Annotated in this window: 15 protein-coding genes; 4 read left to right on the top strand and 11 right to left on the bottom strand. The window is 58.2% G+C overall.

The features are described from left to right. Nucleotide 1: 1 nt before the first annotated feature. The 4 genes from OKC40_RS10335 to manA form a co-directional block, all read right to left on the bottom strand. On the bottom strand, nucleotides 2-1,858 hold the full coding sequence (locus OKC40_RS10335) for a GH92 family glycosyl hydrolase (RefSeq protein WP_270795073.1): 1,857 nt from the start codon (nucleotides 1,856-1,858) through the stop codon (nucleotides 2-4). A 61-nt stretch (nucleotides 1,859-1,919) separates the two neighbouring features. After that, a complete protein-coding gene (locus OKC40_RS10330; RefSeq protein WP_270795071.1) occupies nucleotides 1,920-4,322 on the bottom strand; it encodes a GH92 family glycosyl hydrolase in 2,403 nt (800 codons plus the stop codon). A 54-nt stretch (nucleotides 4,323-4,376) separates the two neighbouring features. Then, complete coding sequence (locus OKC40_RS10325) at nucleotides 4,377-7,073, bottom strand: GH92 family glycosyl hydrolase (RefSeq protein WP_270795070.1); 2,697 nt, start codon at nucleotides 7,071-7,073, stop codon at nucleotides 4,377-4,379. 640 nt (nucleotides 7,074-7,713) lie between these two features. Next, nucleotides 7,714-8,904, bottom strand: coding sequence for a mannose-6-phosphate isomerase, class I (manA, locus tag OKC40_RS10320; RefSeq protein WP_270795068.1), 1,191 nt, complete (start codon nucleotides 8,902-8,904; stop codon nucleotides 7,714-7,716). Between the two features lie 117 nt (nucleotides 8,905-9,021). Between manA and OKC40_RS10315 the strand changes: the two genes are divergently transcribed. Both OKC40_RS10315 and icd read left to right on the top strand, forming a co-directional pair. Continuing rightward, nucleotides 9,022-9,897: an AraC family transcriptional regulator gene (locus OKC40_RS10315; protein ID WP_033135247.1), complete on the top strand. Its 876-nt coding sequence runs from the start codon at nucleotides 9,022-9,024 to the stop codon at nucleotides 9,895-9,897. A 156-nt stretch (nucleotides 9,898-10,053) separates the two neighbouring features. Further along, nucleotides 10,054-11,307, top strand: coding sequence for an NADP-dependent isocitrate dehydrogenase (gene icd / locus OKC40_RS10310; protein WP_033135246.1), 1,254 nt, complete (start codon nucleotides 10,054-10,056; stop codon nucleotides 11,305-11,307). 74 nt (nucleotides 11,308-11,381) lie between these two features. Here icd and OKC40_RS10305 read toward each other — a convergent pair whose 3' ends face one another. From OKC40_RS10305 to dsdX, 3 genes are all read right to left on the bottom strand, one after another. Then, entirely contained in the window at nucleotides 11,382-11,558 is a 177-nt protein-coding gene (locus tag OKC40_RS10305) for a hypothetical protein (protein ID WP_111805851.1), read from the bottom strand. Between the two features lie 309 nt (nucleotides 11,559-11,867). Further along, nucleotides 11,868-13,199, bottom strand: a complete 1,332-nt coding sequence (locus tag OKC40_RS10300; RefSeq protein ID WP_270795064.1) for a D-serine ammonia-lyase — start codon at nucleotides 13,197-13,199, stop codon at nucleotides 11,868-11,870. 19 nt (nucleotides 13,200-13,218) lie between these two features. Continuing rightward, on the bottom strand, nucleotides 13,219-14,556 hold the full coding sequence (dsdX, locus tag OKC40_RS10295) for a D-serine transporter DsdX (protein WP_270795062.1): 1,338 nt from the start codon (nucleotides 14,554-14,556) through the stop codon (nucleotides 13,219-13,221). 223 nt (nucleotides 14,557-14,779) lie between these two features. Here dsdX and dsdC point away from each other — a divergent pair, with 223 nt between their 5' ends. Beyond that, complete coding sequence (dsdC, locus tag OKC40_RS10290; protein WP_042656035.1) at nucleotides 14,780-15,724, top strand: DNA-binding transcriptional regulator DsdC; 945 nt, start codon at nucleotides 14,780-14,782, stop codon at nucleotides 15,722-15,724. Nucleotides 15,725-15,892: 168 nt separating this feature from the next. Here the strand turns inward: dsdC and OKC40_RS10285 are convergent, their stop codons facing one another. From OKC40_RS10285 to OKC40_RS10275, 3 genes are all read right to left on the bottom strand, one after another. After that, entirely contained in the window at nucleotides 15,893-16,069 is a 177-nt protein-coding gene (locus tag OKC40_RS10285; protein WP_005337704.1) for a hypothetical protein, read from the bottom strand. A 310-nt stretch (nucleotides 16,070-16,379) separates the two neighbouring features. Beyond that, nucleotides 16,380-16,829 (bottom strand): NlpC/P60 family protein, encoded by a 450-nt coding sequence (locus tag OKC40_RS10280; RefSeq protein ID WP_234604188.1) that lies wholly within the window; start codon nucleotides 16,827-16,829, stop codon nucleotides 16,380-16,382. A gap of 195 nt (nucleotides 16,830-17,024) precedes the next feature. Then, nucleotides 17,025-17,933, bottom strand: a complete 909-nt coding sequence (locus tag OKC40_RS10275) for a hydrogen peroxide-inducible genes activator (RefSeq protein ID WP_042057802.1) — start codon at nucleotides 17,931-17,933, stop codon at nucleotides 17,025-17,027. A 146-nt stretch (nucleotides 17,934-18,079) separates the two neighbouring features. Between OKC40_RS10275 and OKC40_RS10270 the strand changes: the two genes are divergently transcribed. Then, on the top strand, nucleotides 18,080-18,682 hold the full coding sequence (locus tag OKC40_RS10270; RefSeq protein WP_005337701.1) for a peroxiredoxin C: 603 nt from the start codon (nucleotides 18,080-18,082) through the stop codon (nucleotides 18,680-18,682). Nucleotides 18,683-19,084: 402 nt separating this feature from the next. Here the strand turns inward: OKC40_RS10270 and OKC40_RS10265 are convergent, their stop codons facing one another. Beyond that, nucleotides 19,085-20,050 (bottom strand): alpha-L-glutamate ligase-like protein, encoded by a 966-nt coding sequence (locus OKC40_RS10265; RefSeq protein WP_040067876.1) that lies wholly within the window; start codon nucleotides 20,048-20,050, stop codon nucleotides 19,085-19,087.

The following is a 20,050-nucleotide window of genomic DNA, read 5'->3' as shown; positions in this document are numbered from 1 at the left end:
GTCAGAAAGCCCCGAGTGTAGCTGTCACCTGGGGCTGGGGAAGTTGTGGCTTGATGGTTGATTTGGGAAACAACGCCTTGTTGACCCAGCTGCCATCGTAATTTTTGGGGCGCATAAAGCCGGTCGAACCATATTTGCCATATTCCGTTGGGTTGTAGTCAAAATAGGCGCGCCAGGTGGTGGCCCGGGTCAGATAGCGGTTCTCGGCAGACTTGTCGCCCGCCAGGCGGGCCAGCTGGGCGATACACCAGTCGTAGTAGGCATTCTCGACGCCGTACGAGACGGACTCGTTGACCAGCTCATCGTATTTGTCCTGCGCCATGCCGCCCTCTTCGGGCTTGAGTTTGACGTTGGCGGGGACATAGCCGTGCTGCTCGGCATACTGGCCGTGACGAGTCATCACGGTGAAGCGCTTGTCACCATTCCAGGGATCCTGATAAGGCACCCAGGTGTTGGTCAGCGCGAGGTCAAAGTTGGCGGAGACGTTGGCCGCCTGCAGCGCCAGCTTTATCTCTTCCTGTGTGAATGCATCCGGGTATTTGACGATGACGTCGGCGATGATGGAGACCGCCGGGTAGCCGACCATCTCGCCGGTATAGTCGGAGTGCAGCTCCCACTTCGGCATGATGCCGCCGGTTTTATATTTGTTGAGCAGATCGTGCACATAGTCGATGGCGCGCTCTTTTTCGATGATGGTCTTCAATGGGTGGGCGGCGCGGAAGGTGTCCCACATGGAGTAGACCGAATAGTTGGTAAAGCCCGGCTTGGCCTGATGCACCTTGCCATCCATTCCGCGATATTGACCATCCACATCCTGATAGACGAAGGGGGCGATGTAGGTGCGATAGAGCGAGGTATAAAACATCGTCTTGTCGGCATCGCTGCCACCCTCCAGGGTGAATTTATTGAGCACTTTTGCCCATGCCAGTTTGTTCTCCTGCACCACCTGATCGAAGCGATAGCCATGTTCATCGGCGCGCAGGTTGGCCATGGCCCCCTCAATGCCGGTGCCCGAGATCGCCATCTTCATGGTGATGGGCAGATCCCCTTTGGCAAAGTTAAGCCGGGTCACTACATCCCGCACTCGGGGTCTGGTTTCGCCATACCCGATGTAATCGGCCAGACCCACCTCGGTGTCGTTGCTCAGTTTGCCATCGACATAGAGGGTCTGCTCCACGAAGGGTTCGGAAAACTCGGCGTAGAAAAAGACTGTTTGCCACTGCCCCCACTCGTTGCTGGTTCTGGCTCCGGCAATGGCGTTGTCGCTCACCCGCTTGAAGTAAATATTGCGGGAGTGGTTGCCGTATTGCTCCAGCAACTCGTGCTGCAGATCGAGCTGGACTTTGCGATCTTCACCTGCCGGATAGCTGTAACGGTGGAAGGCGACCCGCTGGGTAGCCGTCAGTTCGGCCTTGATGCCGGTCTCTACCAGATCGGCCTTGTAATAGCCCACCTCCGACAGCTCGCTCGGCCTGTTGATGGTGACCGGGTCGGTATTGCTGCCGGTGAAGGGCAAGAAGGCGAAGTCATTGAGATCGCCCTTGCCTGCCCCCGAGATATGGGTGCTGCTGAAGCCGGAAAGCTTGGCCAGATGGTGGTGATAGTCGGATGGGGAGCCCTTGCCATTCCAGTTGACTTGGTTCCAGCTATCCGGGCCCGGCTGGATCATCCCCTCCGGCATGACGGGGGCCGGATTGACATTGCCCGGCCCATCGGTGCCGATCAGCGGATCGACATATTGAAGCACCTGCAGGGCATTGTCGGGGCGGCCGTTGTCAGTGGTCTCATCGTTTGTGTTGCAGCCATAGAGGCCAAGCAGGGCGGTCACCATGATGGCCAGCTTGTGGGGTTTGAACATCGTTGTTCCTCAATTCCGGATATGAAAACGCGGCAAGCCGGGTGGCTTGCCGCTTGTAGAGTTACGGGGTCGGTTGCTGGTTGGTCATCACAAAGCGCAGTTCACCACCGGGACGGATCTCGCTGTGGGCGAAGGTGTTGTACTGGTTGAGTGGCTTGCCATTGATGGTGACCTCTTTGACATAGAGGTTGTCCGGACCATTATTCTGCGCCACCACCTTGAACTGACCGTTGGGCAGGTTGATGGTGACCTTGTCAAAGATGGGACGACCGATGGTGTAGGTCGGATCACCCGGAGCTATCTGATAGAAGCCCATGGCACTCATCAGATACCAGGCCGACATCTGCCCGACGTCTTCATTGCCGATCAGACCATCCGGGGTGGTTTTGTAGAACTCCTTGTAGACCCGGTCGAGGTACTCCTGCGCTTTCCAGGGCTGGGCGGTGCGGTTGTAGAGATAGATGACGTGGTGGGAGGGCTCGTTACCGTGGATGTACTGCCCGATGTACCCCGTCATGTCCTGATGTGCCTCGCCCCCGTTGGGGTCGGCGTTGAACAGGTTGTTGAGCTTGTCGTTCAGCCCCTGCTGGCCGCCCATGATCTCGGTCAGCTTGTCGAGATCCTGCATGAATGACCACTGCCACTGCCAGGCGTTGCCCTCGGTGTAGTAGAAGGCATCCGACTTGTAGGGATCGAAATCGGCCGCCGCGTATTTCAGGGCGCACGGGTCGCCATTTTTCAGCTCGGTCGGCACGAAGAAGCCCTTGCCATCGGCATTGCCAGCCTGGGGATCCCAATGCTTGAGCGAGTTGTAGGAGCGCGCCTTGAACTCCTGATAGGTGGTCATGTCGCCCGCGGCTTTCGCCATCTCGGCGATGGTCCAGTCGTAGAAAGAGAACTCCAGCGAGTAGGAGACCGAGTTCCAGTTGGGATAACGGACGCACTGCTCTTTTTCGTGATAGCTAAGCTGACCGGCCATCAGCGAGCTCAGAATGTCGTCATGGATTTGCGGGTAATCGGCAGGCCGGTAGTGAGCCGATTTGACCGAGGCTTGCAGCGCCTCCTCGGCATCGATCAGCCCCTTGGTCACCGCATCGGCGAGGATGGCCGCCGAGGGGTAGCCGATCATGGTGCCGGTTTCCGAGCCGTGGCCTTCCCACTTGGGCAGCAGGCCAAACTCCACGTTGGATTTGCGGATCAGGTCCTTGGCATACAGGGTCGCCTGTGGCGGGTCCATGATGGTCCACATGGGGTGAACGGCGCGGAAGGTATCCCAGGTCGAGTAGATGGAGTAGTTGGGGGTATCACCAGGTTGCAGGGTGCGCAGGGTGCCCTGCATATCAAGATACTTGCCATCCACATCGTAGAGCTCGATGGGGGCGATCATCATGTGGTAGAGGGCGGTGTAGAAGTTGGTCTTCTCGGTCTGAGTGCCTCCCTCCGCGCGGATCCTGGTCAGCTTGTCGGCCCAGGCATATTCGGCCTCGGCTTTCACCTTGGCAAAATCAAAGGTGGGGGTTTCGGCCTCCAGATTCTTCTGTGCTCCTTGCCAGCTCACCGCCGAGATGCCGACCCGGATCTCGATCGGTTGGCCACCCTGGCCAAAATTGAGGTAGGCGGTCAGGTCATCCCCTTGATAGACGCTGTTGGGGCGCATCTCCCGGGTCGGCATCTTGTCCTGCTCGCCCAGCATGGCCTTGGCCACTGGCTGGCTGAATTTGGCGTAGAAGAAGATGTTCTGGCCCTGATGGTTCTGGCCCTGGAACCAGCCAGTGGAGGTTTTGCGGCCGCGAAGGGTGTACTCATCCACCACTTCGATTTTGTTTTTGAGCGACTGGCCGTTGTTGTTCAGCAGGGTGTGGCCCAGATCGAATTTCACATTGCGATCCGCCCCCTTGGCAAAGGTGTACTTGTGCAAACCGACCCGTTTGGTGGTGGTCAGCTCAACCTCAATCCCCCCTTTGTTCAGCCTGGTTTTGTAATAACCGGCGCTGGCTTGCTCGTTGGTTTTGTCAAAGGCGTTTATCTGGGCGTCGGCCATCTCGGCGTAGGGCAGTACCAGAATGTCGCCCAGATCGGTGGCGCCGGTGCCGGAGAGATGGGTATGGGAGAAGCCGTAGAGCGGGACATCGGTCGCGACGATCTCGCCCGTGAGGTAATTGGAGGAGTCCCAGTAGCCGGAGGCTGAGTGCCAGGGGTTGAGCCCGCTCTCATGATCGGTGTTGGAGCCAATAAAGGTATCCGGCGAGAGCTGCACCATGCCGGCAGGGCGGGTAGCACCGGGGAAGGTGTGGCCGGAGGCGGCGGTACCTATCATGGGATTGACATAGTTGAGCACTGACAGGTCGACAATCGGGGTAACGGGGATCTCGATCGAGGTTGACTCTTCCTCGTCAGTACAGCCGGCGATACCGCCAGTCAGGCCGACAATAACGGCAAGGGAGATGAAGTTGCGCTTGAACATGGGCATTCCATTTATTGAGTGATGAGGGGGGAGGGAACCCTCCCCCGAAGGTGATTAACGGGAACCGGCAGGCAGGTCGCCTTCGTGCAGGAAGGTGCCGATACCTTGCGCGGGCGGCAGATCTTCCGGCTGGCTGGCCCAGTTCTGGTTGGGGCTATCGCCCATCACGAATTCAAGCTTGCCGCCACTCAGGATCTCCTCATGGGTGAGGTAGCTGCGATTGAACTCGCTGCCATTGAGGCGAGCAGACTGGATGTAGATGTTGTCGCGGCTGACGTTCTGGGCCGTGACGGTGAACTGCTTGCCAGCCCCTACATCGAGCGAGGCGGTGTCGAACATGGGGGTGCCAATCTCGTAGATGCCGGAGGAGGCATTGACCGGGAAGAAGCCCAGCGCCCGGAACACGAACCAAGCAGAGAGGGTGCCAAAGTCATCGTTGCCACAGATGCCGTCCGGGGTGTTCTTGTAGCAGACGTTGGTGGCTGCCGCGATGGCCGCCTGTCCCTTCCAGGGTTGCCCTACGTAGTTGTAAAGGTAGGGAACATGGATATCCGGTTCGTTGCCCTGCACATGCTGACCCACGTTACCGGTGTTGAACACCGGGAACTGGTTGTCGCCGGCGTTGCGATCCGGGTAGGTGGTCCAGTACTCGTCCAGCCGCTTGGCAAACAGTTTGCCTCGTTTGGCCTGAGGATTCTGGGTCTGATCGAAACGGGTCATCAGATCGACCAGACCGTGGATGTCATGCTGCACGCTGAAGGCGTATTGCCAGCCGTTGGACTCGGCGAATGACCAGTTAAACATGTCCGGGCGCCAATCCTTGCCCACTGCCCGCCCGGTTTTCGGGTCGACCCAACCGGCATCGATGAACTTGCCATCGTAGTCGCGGGCCTTGAACCACCCCTTGTACTGCTTGCCACCAAAGTCAAACTGCGCCTGCCAGTTCTTGGAGCGATCGGCAAACTCCTGATAGCGGGGGTCACTTTCGCCAAACACCGCCTTGATCGATTGGGCGATCGCCCAGTCATCCATGGAGTACTCCAGCGAGTAGGAGGAGGTCCAGGCATCCTTGAAGGGGGAGTGTGATTCCCAGTCATTGGTCGGCGGCGTGTCGTGCAACTGGGCTGGCACATAGCCCTGCTGTTCGTACTCCTTGATCCAGGCGACCCCCTGGCTGGTGGATGCGCGGGCATCGGTGATCATGGCGGTCACCAGTCGCTCCTTGATCTCCTGACGCTCCGCATCGCTGAAGCCCAGGGCGATCATCCGTCTGTCCAGCGAGCCTTTGGAGAGCACATCGTGGATCACCGGGGTGGAGTGCATCCCCATCATCATGCCGGTCTCGTTACCCTTGAAGGTCCACTCCGGCAATCTGCCCTTGCGCAGGTTGCCCTGATCGTCCATCCACTCCTCTTCGGCGTAAGAGAGCATGGAGAGCACCACATCGGCGAGGCGATCCGGCTCCAGCAGTGACGAGAGGGGTTGTACTGCGCGGTAGGTGTCCCACAGGGAGAAGGTGTCGTAACGGGTAAAGTCCGCTTTGCCATCCCGGTTGGCATCGGCGGTGCGTACCGACTCCTTGAGGGTGTCGATCTGCTCGCCCCACGGCGTGTTGCCATCCGGATAGGCATTGCGCCCCTGATGCACCTGGCGGTAGCGCCCGTCCAGATCGGAGTGGATGGTCTGGCCCAGATAGGTGTGGTAGAGCGCGGTATAGAAGGTCTGCTTGTACTCCTCATCCCCGCTGACCCGGATCTTGCCCAGCTCCTCTTCCCATTTTTTAGTGGCGGCCTGACGGACATCGTTAAACGACATGTTGGCCACTTCGGTCATGTTGAGGGAGGCGCCAGCGTTGCCATCCCGGCCGATCTCGACGTTGGAGAGGGCCACCTTGGCCTCCACTGCCAGACCCTTATCTGCGGTATCAAACTCCACATAGGCGCGAGCGTACTGATATTTGCCACGGGTCTCGTTGCCGATCTCGGTGGTGCCTTCCGGCAGATCCAGATAGCGGTTCTGCTCTTTGTCGAAGTAGGCGAAGCGGATATTTTTGATGGGCTGGTCGAACTCCATCACGAAGAACTCTTTCTGGCTGGGGGCCCAGCCGTCAGAGAAGCGATGGCCCTCGATCCGGTTGTGGGTTTTGTCCCATTTCAGATAGGAGTCTGAGGTGTAGTCCCAGTTGACCTTGAAGCCGAGGTTGACCACGATTTGTGATTTTTTATCCTGCGGGAATGTGTAGCGATGGACACCCACCCGATCCGAGGCGGTCAGCTCGGCCTTGATGCCGTAATCCTTCAGAGTGACCTTGTAGTAGCCCGCCGTCGCCTCTTCATCCTTGTGGCTGTAACGGGAGGCCTCCAGATTGAGGGAGGCCGACCCCTCGTTCAGCATGAAATTGGAGCGGGAGTTGATCGGCATCACCAGAATATCGTTGAGATCTCCGGCTCCGGCCCCCGAGAGGTGGGTGTGAGAAAATCCGGCGAGGCGGTTGTCGTGGTAGTAATAGCCGGAGATGTATTCCCAGCCATTGGCGCCGTTGTTGGGCGAAAGCTGCACCATGCCGTGCGGGGTGGTGGCACCGGGGTAGGTGTTGCCCAGATTCCCTGTGCCGATAAACGGATTGACGTAACGGGAGACGCTGGTCTCGTTATTGTTATCGCCAGCGGTATCTGAGTCATTTTGACAACCGGATATACCAACCAGACCAGCCAGTACGGCACACGCAAGTAGAGAACGTTTCAGTTTCATATTTGTCGCCACAGGTTAATGGATGTAGGGTATCGAACGTATAAAAACCGATAATGCAGTTGCCGGTTCAGCCAATGAATATCTGCCGGACGAGAGGGCCATCTGCATGCATTGCCCCGGCTATCACTGGATATACAGGGTGACAGGGGCAAATATCAGCCAGATAAAATGGATAATGAAAACGATCTGGCCATACAGGCGGAAAATAAAAGCGCAGGAAAATAACAGGCAGCAATGGCCTGATTTGAAAATAATCGACCTTCCACGACTTAAATTAATATCGGAACTGTCGTTACACCTTGCATATATAAATAGTCTGAAGCTTTATTCCTGCTGCCTGTAAATTAACGGTTTCTATTATTTCTTTGATTAATATCCGGGGACAGAGGAAAAAAATGGCATTAACTGGATTTTTATGACTGTTGCGGAAGGGTGTGAGCTGGCTCGCATAACCGCAGGGTGGCGTGACCACGGAGGCCAAATGATATTAATCATTATAAGTCAACGTGTTATTCTTCGGCGTTGGGTTAAATGACCAACTTTGTGAGCCGTACCCGCATCCATGTGGTCAGATGAGCTGGAAAAAAGGGCCCTGAAGGGCCCTCTGAACAGACGGTGGTGAGCCTATGGCCCACCAGGATCAGCGGTTGCTGGCGCGGGCAAAACGCCCTTCAGCCATCACGCGATAATCGCCGGTGCTGGCGGGCACAAAAGCAGATTGCCCGACGGTCAGTGTCAGATGCTCATCATGTTGGCCAATCAGGGTGATGGGCCCATCGATAGCGAACAGGATCTCGGCATTGCCGGTGGTCAGGGCATGTTCCCCTGCACCATAGACGCTGAAGGTGAAGTCCGGTACCGGCACGTCGAAGTGCTGTACTGCGCCTTCCATGCGCGGGCTAAGCAGGATCTGGTCATCCGGTTTGGCGACGCAGCGGGTGCAGGCCAGCAGCTCCGGCACATCCATGTATTTGGGGGTGAGCCCTGCGCGCAGCACGTTGTCGGAGTTGGCCATGATCTCGAGGCCAGTGCCGTGAATGTAGGCGTGAGGGGTCTGGGCATCGAGGAACATCGCCTGACCTGGCTCAAGCGTCACCACGTTGAGCAGCAGCGGCGAGAAGAGCCCCACATCCCCCGGGTACTGGTTGGCCAGATTGCTGATGGTGGCGAAGGTCTCTTCATCCTGATGGGCGGCGGCATAGGCCAACAGGCCAGCCAGCGCCTCATCCTTGCGCGCACCGCAGAGGATCAGCAGCTGGTGGAAGAAGTGCTGCAAGCCAGCCTCATCCTGTGACTGGCGCAGCGCCGTGGTCAGGTCGGTCAGTGCAGGCAGCGCCATCCGATCGAACAGGGCCAGGATGGCCGGGATGGCGCGAAAGCCGTTCATCGCCTGATAGCGGGTGAGGGCAAAGACCAGCTCCGGCTTGTGGTTCGGGTCCTTGTAGTTGCGGTTGCTCGCCTTGATATCGATGCCTGCGGCCTCTTCTTTGGCAAAGCCAGCTTCGGCCTGGGCCTTGCTCGGGTGCACCTGAATGGAGAGTGCTTGCTCGGCGCAGAGCACCTTGAACAGGAAGGGGAGTGAGCCGAAGCGCGCCTGGGTGGCTTCGCCCAGCATGGCGACGGGGTTGGCTTCAATCAGGCTGGAAAGCTTCACGCTCTCGCCCGCCAGCGTCACTTCGGAGCAGCCATTGGGGTGAGCGCCCATCCACAGTTCTGCTTGTGGTTTGCCCTCGGAATTGGCGATGCCAAACAGCTTGGTCAGGGAGTCACGACTGCCCCAGACATAATCCTGGATCGGGTTGCACATTAGAAAAAACGGCGGGTAGCTCATGGATGGCTCCTTGTATCAGAACGATTTTTTTGGGAATTTCAGTCTGGCGCGGACTATAGCATGGCAGGGGCAGCGCACCGCAATCGGTTGCTCTCTGCATCTTGATCAGGATCATTCATGAGTATCATCTTTACCCAGCTGTTGGATGGCTTTCTAAGTGAGGGGGAAGGCTTTGAGAAGGTGTTGTTTGCCTCTGACAAAGGGGTGCCTCCCTGCTTCAGTTATCAGGTCAATTTTCCGCGTCTCGAGCTGGTATTCAGTGGCCACTATCTCAACCAGATCTGGTCCCCGGAGGGGGATGTACAGTCGGTACAGATGGGGCAGCGGGAGGCGATGTACATTCCCCCCAACGGCTGGAACAAGCCGGACTGGGACAACGACTGTTCCGTGCTCAGCCTGTTGTTTGGCAAGCGCCAGATAGGGTTCAGTCTGGTGAGCAAGCACAAGGGGGACACCGGCTTTTTTGATGTGCAAAAGCACAGTATTCAGGCTGGGGCGGGGCGGGCGCTCGATCATATCCTGCTCTCCCTCAACACCCTGGCGCAGGAGCAGGTAAGGGCGCCGATGGACAATCACCTGCTGCAGGCGCTGCTTAGTTACTCGCGGCAACTGCTGGTGGAGTCGGAGAGCGGTCGTCCGCGCGGCTCTGATCTCTTCCACGGTATCTGTATCTACATTCAGGAAAACTTTCACCGCCCCATCAGCCGTGAATGCATCGCCGCCCGCTTCAATCTCTCCCCCAGCCACCTCTCCCGCTTGTTCCGCCAGCAGGGGCATATGCGGCTGGCGGATTACATCAGCTGGGTACGGCTGGAGCGGGCCAAGTTCATGCTCAAGAAGTATCGCTTCCGCCTCGAAGAGGTGGCCAATCGCTGCGGGTTTACCGACGTGAACTACTTCTGTCGGGTGTTCAAACAGAAGACCGGGTTGACCCCTTCCCAGTACCGCTCCCTGAGCCAGCCGCAGGCGGCGGCCAGCGAGCTGGAGGGATAACGGGGCGGGGTCTGGGAGGCGTTGTAACGGCGCACTGGTGGGTGGCTACCTCTTTGGTCTGACATGCTTGCTTGTCGTTTTATTATGAAAATGAATGGGCTAAGATGGCCGCGCGCAACAAACAAGTTGATAACAAACGGAAGTTAGGAGATGCCGATGGAAAGCAAAGTAGTAATCCCGACCCAGGGTCAGAAAATCACAGTCGATGCCAACGGCAAGCTGCAGGTTCCCAACCATCCGATCATTCCGTTTATCGAAGGGGATGGCATCGGTGTTGACGTAACCCCGGCCATGTTGAATGTGGTGAATGCTGCGGTCGAGAAAGCCTACAAGGGCGAGCGCAAGATCGCCTGGATGGAGATCTACACCGGCGAGAAGTCGACTCATGTCTATGGCGAAGGGGCCTGGCTGCCGGCCGAAACCCTGGATTTCATTCGTGAATATTGCGTGGCCATCAAGGGCCCGCTGACTACTCCGGTCGGCGGCGGTATTCGCTCCCTCAACGTGGCCCTGCGTCAGGAGCTGGATCTCTACATCTGCCTGCGCCCGGTCCGTTACTACGAAGGGACCCCGAGCCCGGTCAAGCGTCCGGATCTGACTGACATGGTGATCTTCCGCGAAAATGCCGAAGACATCTATGCCGGTATCGAGTGGAAGGCCGACAGCGCTGAAGCGAACAAGGTGATCGCCTTCCTGCAAAACGAGATGGGCGTGAAGAAAATTCGCTTCCCCGAGTCTTGCGGTATCGGCATCAAGCCGATGTCCAAAGCCGGTACCGAGCGTCTGGTGCGTGCCGCCATCGAGTATGCCATCGACAACGATCGCGACTCCGTGACCCTGGTACACAAGGGCAACATCATGAAGTTCACCGAAGGTGCCTTCAAGGATTGGGGTTATGCCCTGGCCCAGAACGAGTACGGTGCCCAGCTGATCGACGGCGGCCCCTGGTGCTCCTTCAAGAACCCGAAAACCGGCAAGACCATCGTGGTCAAGGATGTCATCGCTGACGCCTTCCTGCAGCAGATCCTGCTGCGTCCGGCCGAGTATGACGTCATCGCCTGTATGAACCTCAACGGCGACTACATCTCCGATGCGCTGGCCGCTCAGGTTGGCGGTATCGGTATCGCGCCGGGCGCCAATATCGGTGACGGCGTGGCCCTGTTCGAAGCGACCCACGGTACTGCGCCGAAATATGCCGGTCAGGACAAGGTCAACCCGGGCTCACTGATCCTCTCTGCCGAGATGATGCTGCGCCACATGGGCTGGGTCGAAGCGGCCGATCTCATCATCAAGGGGATGGAAGCGGCCATCGCCAACAAGACCGTCACCTATGACTTCGAGCGGCTGATGGAAGGGGCCACCCTGCGCTCCTGCTCCCAGTTTGCTCAGGACATGATCGACCAGATGTAATGTCGGTTGATGGTCAGAAATGCAAAACCGGCGCCATGAGCGCCGGTTTTTTTATCGGTGAAGAGCGAAGGGGCTTATTGCGCCTGCTCTACGTGTTGCTGATAGCGTTGTTGCCATTTGCTGGTTTCTGCTTCATCGCCCTGTGCCTTCCAGAAGGCGCAGATGGTGTTGGCAAGTTCCGAGGCCATCGCGTGATCTCCGTCACGGCGACTCATCAGATAATCACCCAGCCAGCCTTGATATTGTTTCATTACCCGATCTCCTTATCTCATGTGCCCTTGATGGTGTCCTCTCTGATGGGAACCGGATGGCTCGCCATGAGGGGTGACATCACCAGACATGATGGTGCAGAGTCACGACCCGGGCAGAGTGCCCGATGGGCAATCTGGCGGCGAACGTGACGCGAGATGTCAAAAAACGAGCGCCATTTTAGCACAAACTGAGCAACTTGGGGAAATTGTCGCCACGGATTGCAATGGATCGGCCGCATCCCCTTGTTCCCAAAACAGAAAACCCGCCGTGATGGCGGGTTTGTTTGCAGATAAATGTGGCGAAACAGCCTAGATCTTGGCGCTGGCCAGGTACTTTGCCATCTCCTCGGCGGGCACCATGCCACCACCGGTGGCCCATACCAGATGGGTGGCCTGTGCCATGGTGGTCGCATCGAAACCAAGCGCCGCCTGCCACTCCGGGTTGGCCGCCACGCGCCACGGGCCTGCCATACCCACCAGGGCGGAAGGTTCGAGTTTGATCTGCTCATCGCGCGCCAGCAGCCCCAGCAGGTCATACATCTCCTGATCGCTCAGGGTGTAGAAGCCATCGAGCAGCCGCTCCATGGCGCGGCCGACGAAGCCGGAGGCGCGTCCTACCGCCAGACCATCGGCGGCGGTGAGGTTGTCGATGCCCAGATCCTGCACCGCAATGGCATCGTGCAGGCCGGTATGGACTCCCAACAGCATGCAGGGGGAGTGGGTGGGTTCTGCGAAGAAGCAGTGAACGTTATCCCCGAACGCGAGCTTGAGGCCAAAGGCCACGCCGCCCGGGCCGCCGCCGACACCGCAGGGCAGATAGACGAACAGCGGGTGCTCTGCATCCACCTTGATGCCCATCTCGTCGAACTGCTTTTTCACCCGCTCGCCCGCGACCGAGTAGCCGAGGAACAGGGTGCGGGAGTTCTCGTCATCGATAAAGAAACAGTTGGGGTCGCGTTCGGCCTCTTTGCGCCCCTGTTCCACCGCCACCCCGTAATCTTCGGCATATTCGACCACGATCACCCCGTGCTCGCGCAGCTTGCGCTTTTTCCACTCTCGCGCATCGGCCGACATGTGGACGGTGACGGTGAAGCCGAGTTTGGCACTCATGATGCCGATGGACATGCCGAGGTTGCCGGTGGAGCCCACCGCAATGCTGTACTGGCTGAAGAATTGGCGAAACTCGTCGCTGAACAGTTTGCGGTAGTCATCTTCTTCCCGCAGCAGACCGGCCTTGATGGCCAGTTGCTCGGCATGGGTCAGTACCTCGTAGATACCGCCGCGCGCCTTGATGGAGCCGGAGATGGGCAGGTGACTGTCTTTTTTCAGCAGCAACTTACCGGTCACTTCGACCCCGTAGCGTTCATTGAGGGTGCGTTGCATCGCCGGAATGGCGGCGATCTCTGACTCCAGAATGCCGTTGCTGGCGCGGGTCTCCGGGAAGGCTTCGCACATGTAGGGGGCAAAGCGTGCCAGGCGGGCTGAGGCATCCGCCACATTGCGGCTATCGAGCCCGACATAGGGCAGACCGACTGCCAGGGTGGTGGCGTTGGGGTTGAACCAAGTGACCTGCTCGAGCGAGATCAGGGATTGCACCAGCGGAAATTGGCGTGTGAGCTGTTGTACGTCGATGTTTTTCATGGGGTTCTCGGTCTTCTTGTTACACGATATAGGAGAGCAGGAAAGTACCGGCCAGCGCCATCAGGGAGGCAACAAAGGTGGCGGTGGTGTAGTACTTGAGCGTTTCGTTCAGGGTGGCGCCGCAATACTGCTTGACCAGCCAGAACAGGGAGTCGGTCACCATGGTGCAGCCGATGGCGCCGGATCCGATGGCCAGCGTCATGATCTCGGGGCTGATATCCGGGTAGTGCACCATGATGGGGGAGACGATAGCGGTGGCGCCCATCATGGCCACGGTGGCCGAACCCACGGCGGCGTGCAGCACGATGGCCACCAGCCAGGCCAGCAGTATGGGGTGCATGTCCAGCTGGGAGAGGATGGTGGCCAGAGAGTCGCCCAGCCCGCTTGCCTTGAGCACCCCGTTGAAGGCGCCCCCCGCCCCGATGATGAGCAGAATGTTGGCGATGGAGGAGAAGCACTCCTCGGTCTTGTTGAGCAGCCCTTCCATCTTCATCTGCTGGCGGATCCCCAGCACGTAGTAGGCGGTGAAGGCGGCGATAAACATGGCGGTGATGGGGTTGCCGATAAACTCCAGCACGACATAGAGGTGGCTTGCGTGATCCATGTTGAGCTCGGCCACCGTTTTGGCCAGCATCAGCAGGATGGGTAGCAGCACGGTAAAGAGTGAGGCGCTTAAGGTCGGGAGAGTTGCCTCATCGCGGGCCTTGATGTCGGCAAAGGCGGCGGGCACCTCCTTGAACGGTACCCGTTTGCCCAGCAGTTTCAGGAACAGCGGGCCGCCCACCAGAGAGGCAAACAGTCCCACCGCCAGACCATAGACGATGACTGAACCGATGTCGGCACCCAGCTGATTGGTGACATAGAGGGCGGCAGGGTGAGGCGGCACTATGCAGTGCACGGCCATCAGGGCGGTGCAGAGCGGAATGGCCAGGGTCAGCAGCGAGGTTCTGGTTTTACGGGCGATGGAGAAGGCGAGCGGAATGAGCAGTACCACCCCCACTTCGACGAACAGGGTGATGCCGCACACCAGACCCACCAGCACCATGATGACCTGGGGCGAGAGCCAGCGGCATTGCTGCAGGGCGAGACCGATACGCTCCGCCGCCCCTGACACCTCCATCATCTTGCCGAGTATGGTGCCAAGGCCGATGACGGCAGCGAGAAAGCCCAGGGTGCCACCAATGCCCTCTTCCATGGCGCTGACCATCTTGAGAGGGTTCATCCCCATCATGGTGCCGACATAGAAGCTTGCCAGCAGCAGGGCGAGGAAAGGGTGTACCTTGCCCTTCACTATGGTAACCACGATAAGAATGATGCTGCTTAGCAATGTTGCGATGACCCACAATTCTGAACTCATACTGCGCCTCGACATCTGTTATGTGTGATTGTTTATGCGCTATTGAATGAAAATGGCGGGTCGCTGACAAATGATGAAATTCGGCTCTTGGGTGAATTGAGATGATGCTAATTCGCCACATTCATCACATTTTCTCGAAACTACATTTTTTGGTTCTTCTCTGATCATCCTGAAGGTGGGTCTTCGGGTGTATCATCGGCGGCCATTGCGAAGAGGGGGATGAATGTATAACGGGGATAATTACATATCGCGCAACAAGCTGCTGAGCGGCTACCAGTTAGCCAAGTTGCACACCTTCGAGGCGGCCGCCCGCTACGGATCGTTTGCCATGGCGGCCGATGAGCTGTCGCTGAGCCCCAGTGCCGTGAGCCACCGGATCAGCGCGCTTGAAGAGGAGCTGGGTTTTAAGCTTTTTGAGCGTTTCCACCGCAAGGTGGTACTGACGGCGGAGGGGCAGCGAGTCTTCTGGGCGCTCAAATCCTCGCTGGAGTTCATCAATCAGGAGATCCTGGAGATCAAGAATCAGGAGCTCTCCGGCACCCTGACCATCTATTCGCGCCCCTCCATCGCCCAGTGCTGGCTGGTGCCCAGGCTGGCGGATTTCTCTCGTCTCTACCCGCAGATCGAGCTCAATATCATCACCGGCAACGAGAACATCAACCTGCACGGTTATGGCATCGATTTGACCCTCTATTTCGATGAGAAGAGCCCGGATCGGCTCGCCATCCACCCGCTGATGGATGAGTTCATGCTGCCGGTTTGCAGCCCGGAATATGCCGAGCAGCACGGGCTTGTCGGCAATCCCGCCAACTTGTCCCTGTGTCGTCTGCTCCATGATCGGCAGGCATGGGGATTTGACTCGGACACCGACGAGTGGAGCTGCTGGGCTCGCCAGACGGGGGTTAGCCTCGAGGCATGTCAGCTGAGCATGGGCTTTGATCGCTCGGATCTCGCCATTATCGCCGCCATGAATCACGCAGGTATCGCCATGGGGCGCAAGAATCTGGTGAGCAAGCGGCTGGCGCGCAACGAGCTGGTGGCCCCTTTTGCCGGGCTGGAGGTCAAGTGCGAGCAGCGTTATTACATGGCGACCCTGCCCAACCGCGAGTGCCCCAAGATCCAGGCCTTTATCGACTGGGCACAGGGGATGGCTGCCGAGATGGAATGAACAGAGGCCGGTGCGCAAGCGCAAAATGAAGACGGTAAAGCGCGGGTGAACGAAGGTAGCGGTTTAACATGGCGGGAATATTGGGGGAGAGAGGTTGGCTGATGGTGGTTGGTTGCGAGTTGCCTTGCTGCCAACACCGGAAGGCTGGCAGCAAGGCAACGGTTGGGATCAGGTGGTCTTTTCCAGATGGTTCTGGTAAATCTGCTGCCACTTGTCCAGTTCGTTTTCATCACCCTGTTGCTGCCAGAACTCGCAGATGGAACTCGCCATCTCGCATGCCATGGCGTGGTCACCGTCACGGCGACTCATCAGGTATTGCCCCAGCCAGCTTTGATACTGTTTCATTGCAGATCTCCTTATCTATTTAACCCTTGATACTGCTGCTGTGGGCCACCTGTCCGGCAGTGTTGCACCACACTCCACCTTCGCCGCGCGCTGCTTGTTATCGCCTCGCTTGTTGTCAATCAGGACAGAGAGCGTATGAGAAATCAGCGAAAGTGTTAAAAATTGGCCACCACCTTATCACAAAATGGTGTGATATGCAGGCTTTGGGGCCAATTGAGTTATAAGCGTGGGCTGAGTGCCTCGATATAACGACAGGGATTGACGGAGGGTGTCGGCGCGCAACTTGTGCCACGAGCAGGGGTATGAGCCGTTACTGGGTCACCCGACGTGCCTGCCAGTAGCGGCTGTTCCAGTAGACGTTGTCGAGGCGCGAGCGGATCACTCCCTTGCTGGTGGAGGCGTGAATAAACTCGCCGGCACCGGTGTAGACCCCCACATGGTACTGCTGCCAGCCGGTCTTGAAGAAGACCAGATCCCCGTGTTGCAGCCGGTAGCGATCCACCGGTTTGCCAATGCTGGCCTGGGATTCGGTGGTTCTTGGCAGGTTGAAGCCCAGCACCTGACTGTAGGCGAGCTGGGTAAAAGCGGAGCAGTCGAGCCCGGCGCGGCTGGCGCCACCCATCCGGTAAGGGACACCTCGCCACTGCTGGTAGAAGCCATCAAAGGCACTGCTCTGCCGGAGGGCCGGAGGCGGCTCCGGCGTGCTGGAGCAGGCGGCCAGCAACAGAGTCAGCAGGGATAGCAGCAGCGTGCGATACATCGGGGCTCTCTCCACGGACGGATCTACCAAACGAGACATTCATCGCGCGCCAGTTTCTGCCACAGCGTTTTGGCTACAGGCGCTGGCGCGACAACTTTTCCATCATAAACAGGGATCTGGCTTCATACCTAGTCTCTGGAGGGAAAAATGTGGTGGGGGATTGAAAAACGCCAGCCCGGGGGCTGGCGTTTGCTGTCACTCGCAGTGGCTGACCAGCGGGGTCAGCAGCTCGGCCAGCTTGTAGAAGGTCTGCACCCGGGTGGTACTGGGGCGCCAGACCAGCCCTATCTCGCGATAGGGGGTCTCTCCCGGCAGCGGGATGGCCACCAGATCGGAGTTGGCGAGAATGCCGGCATCGATGGCCATCTGCGGCAGGAAGGTGGTCCCGAGACCCGCTTCCACCATCTGTACCAGGGTGTGCAGGCTGGTGGCGGCGAACGGGTTGATCTTGCTCTTGTCCCGCAGGCGGCAGGCGCTCACTGCGTGTTCGGTGAGGCAGTGCTCCCGCTCCAGCAGGAAGATGCTCTGGTTGGGCAGCTCCTTGTAGTCGAACGGGGTATGCAGACCGGCTGCCATGCTGGCGGGCATCACCATATGGAACGGATCCTGACCGACCGTCTTGCAGTGAAATCCACCGATCTCGATGGGCAGGGCGAGGATCAGCAGATCGAGCTGACCCTGTTCCAGCTGCTTGAGCAGATTGCTGGTAGTGTCTTCACGCAGCAACAATTCGAGGTCAGGATAGGTTTTGCTGCACTCTTTGAGCAGCTTGCTGAGCAGGAAGGGGGCGATGGTGGGAATGCAGCCCAGACGCACAGTCCCCTGCATCACGCCACCCTGATGTTGTCCGAGCTCCATCAGATCCCGCGCATCGGAGAGCAAATTGCGAGCGCGCTCGACGATTTCCATGCCGACCGGGGTCATAATGAAGCTCTTGTGGTCCCGCTCCACCAGTTGCAGGTTCATCATGTCCTCCAGCGTCTGGATCCCGGTACTCAGGGTCGACTGGCTGACATGACAGGCCTTGGCGGCGCGGTTGAAGTTCTTGTGCTCATCGAGAGCGACCAGATATTGCAGCTGTTTGAGGCTGGGCCAACGTTGCATAGAAAAACCCGATTAATGCTATCTATTTAATTTGATTTAACTAATCTACCACCGGGTCTATAGTTTGTCGCTTGAATTAGATGGACTTGGCTCTAGGTAGCCCAATCCTCACCGGATTGTTCACTTCACATAAAGAGGAATTGAATATGGTATTGGTAGGCCGTCCCGCACCCGATTTTACCGCCGCTGCTGTTCTGGGTAATGGCGAGATCGTTGATTCATTCAACCTGTCATCCCACATCAAAGGCAAAGCTGCCGTTGTCTTCTTCTATCCGCTCGATTTCACCTTCGTCTGCCCGTCCGAGCTGATTGCCTTCGATCACCGTTATGAAGAGTTCCAGAAGCGTGGCGTGGAAGTGATCGGTGTTTCCATCGATTCCCAGTTCTCCCACAACGCATGGCGCAATACCAAAGTGGAAGATGGCGGTATCGGTCAGGTCAAGTACCCGCTGATCGCCGACGTGAAACACGAAATCTGCAAAGCCTATGACGTTGAACATCCGGAAGCTGGTGTGGCGTTCCGTGGCTCCTTCCTGATCGACAAGAACGGTGTCGTTCGTCATCAGGTTGTCAACGATCTGCCGCTGGGCCGCAACATCGATGAGATGCTGCGCATGGTCGATGCCCTGCAATTCCACGAAGAGCACGGCGAAGTGTGCCCGGCTCAGTGGGAAAAAGGCAAAAAAGGTATGCAAGCCTCTCCGGATGGCGTTGCCAAGTACCTGTCCGAGAATGCTGACTCCCTGTAATCGGGTCGCACTCTGCGTGAAGAACCGGCGCCTTGGCGCCGGTTTTTTTATACCTGCGATTTACCTATCCCCTGACATAGCGGTCACACTCTTCTCGCTCCTTCGCTCCTTCGCTCCTTCGCTCCTTCGCTCCTTCGCTCCTTCGCTCCTTCGCTCCTTCGCTCCTTCGCTCCTTCGCTCCTTCGCTCCTTCGCTCCTTCGCTCCTTCGCTCCTTCGCTCCTTCGCTCCTTCGCTCCTTCGCTCCTTCGCTCCACGCTATTCCAAGCTGCTGTTCGCTGGCGCACTCGCCGTTTCGGGATGAGATGCTGACCCTATGGTTGGGAACGGGATGGGCCGACAGACAAACATGAGCCATAAAAAAAAAGCGCGCCATAGGCGCGCTCAGTTCACAAGCAGAGGCGTTACTCCTCAAAGATCCCGAAGTGATCCTTGGCGAAATTGACCCGCTGCTCCACGTTCATCTTCACCTGGCCCAGCTTCTCGATGGTCTTGAGATTGGGCACCAGGCCGCGACCGTTGGCGATTTGAATGGCCAGACCCGGGCGGGCGTTGAGCTCCAGCAGCATGGGGCCGCGGAACTTGTCCAGCACCATGTCTGTTCCGATATAGCCCAGACCCGACATCTCGTAGCAGGAGGCAGCCAGGGTGAGCAGGGTATCCCAGTGGGGCACCTTGAGCTCATAGAGATCGAGGCCGGTATCCGGGTGGTGACGCAGCGGATTGCCAAACTGCACCGCCCGCAGGGCACGACCGGTACGCAGGCACAGACCCACCCCCACGGCGCCCTGGTGCAGGTTCGCCTTGCCGTCCGAGGCGGCGGTGGAGAGGCGCATCATCGCCATCACCGGGAACCCCTTGAAGATGATGACCCGGGCATCGGGTACCCCTTCGAAGGAGTAACCGTCGAACACATCATCAAAGTTGATGAGGCCTTCGACCAGCGCCACGTCTGGCTTGCCGCCCAGCGAATAGAGCCCCGCCAGAATGTTGGAGACATGGCGTTCCAGATCCTGACCGGTAGAGGCGCTGCCATTGGGCTTGTAGAAGAGGCCATTTTCCTGACGCAGGATCACCAGGATCCCCTTGCCGCCCGAGCCACGGGCCGGCTTGATGCAGAAGCCCGGCCAATCTTTGACCAGCTCGGTGATGCGACCCACATCGTGCTGGGCACGGATGGTGCCGATAAGCTCCGGCACGGTGACCCCTGCATCCAGCGCAATCCGCTTGGTCTGCAGCTTGTCATCCACCAGCGGGTAGAGGCTGCGCGGATTGTAGCGGCTGATGTAGGAGTGGTTGCGCTTGTTCATGCCGAGGATGCCTGATTGGGACAGGCTCCACGGGGTGGTGTATTTTTCCCAGAACCACAT

The organism is Aeromonas sp. QDB11, from assembly GCF_027705265.1.
GTDB lineage: Bacteria > Pseudomonadota > Gammaproteobacteria > Enterobacterales > Aeromonadaceae > Aeromonas > Aeromonas allosaccharophila.
The sequence above is the reverse complement of the archived record's forward strand: the minus strand, read 5'-3'. Positions and strand labels throughout refer to the sequence as shown.

What these genes read in the sequence shown, in the direction of transcription:
- OKC40_RS10265 (WP_040067876.1), bottom strand. Translation starts at nt 20,050, where the DNA reads ATGTGGTTCTGGGAAAAATACACCACCCCGTGGAGCCTGTCCCAATCA.
- manA (WP_270795068.1), bottom strand. Translation starts at nt 8,904, where the DNA reads ATGAGCTACCCGCCGTTTTTTCTAATGTGCAACCCGATCCAGGATTAT.
- OKC40_RS10315 (WP_033135247.1), top strand. Translation starts at nt 9,022, where the DNA reads ATGAGTATCATCTTTACCCAGCTGTTGGATGGCTTTCTAAGTGAGGGG.
- OKC40_RS10300 (WP_270795064.1), bottom strand. Translation starts at nt 13,199, where the DNA reads ATGAAAAACATCGACGTACAACAGCTCACACGCCAATTTCCGCTGGTG.
- icd (WP_033135246.1), top strand. Translation starts at nt 10,054, where the DNA reads ATGGAAAGCAAAGTAGTAATCCCGACCCAGGGTCAGAAAATCACAGTC.
- OKC40_RS10335 (WP_270795073.1), bottom strand. Translation starts at nt 1,858, where the DNA reads ATGTTCAAACCCCACAAGCTGGCCATCATGGTGACCGCCCTGCTTGGC.
- OKC40_RS10280 (WP_234604188.1), bottom strand. Translation starts at nt 16,829, where the DNA reads ATGTATCGCACGCTGCTGCTATCCCTGCTGACTCTGTTGCTGGCCGCC.
- OKC40_RS10275 (WP_042057802.1), bottom strand. Translation starts at nt 17,933, where the DNA reads ATGCAACGTTGGCCCAGCCTCAAACAGCTGCAATATCTGGTCGCTCTC.
- OKC40_RS10305 (WP_111805851.1), bottom strand. Translation starts at nt 11,558, where the DNA reads ATGAAACAATATCAAGGCTGGCTGGGTGATTATCTGATGAGTCGCCGT.
- OKC40_RS10270 (WP_005337701.1), top strand. Translation starts at nt 18,080, where the DNA reads ATGGTATTGGTAGGCCGTCCCGCACCCGATTTTACCGCCGCTGCTGTT.
- dsdC (WP_042656035.1), top strand. Translation starts at nt 14,780, where the DNA reads ATGTATAACGGGGATAATTACATATCGCGCAACAAGCTGCTGAGCGGC.
- OKC40_RS10325 (WP_270795070.1), bottom strand. Translation starts at nt 7,073, where the DNA reads ATGAAACTGAAACGTTCTCTACTTGCGTGTGCCGTACTGGCTGGTCTG.
- OKC40_RS10330 (WP_270795071.1), bottom strand. Translation starts at nt 4,322, where the DNA reads ATGTTCAAGCGCAACTTCATCTCCCTTGCCGTTATTGTCGGCCTGACT.
- OKC40_RS10285 (WP_005337704.1), bottom strand. Translation starts at nt 16,069, where the DNA reads ATGAAACAGTATCAAAGCTGGCTGGGGCAATACCTGATGAGTCGCCGT.
- dsdX (WP_270795062.1), bottom strand. Translation starts at nt 14,556, where the DNA reads ATGAGTTCAGAATTGTGGGTCATCGCAACATTGCTAAGCAGCATCATT.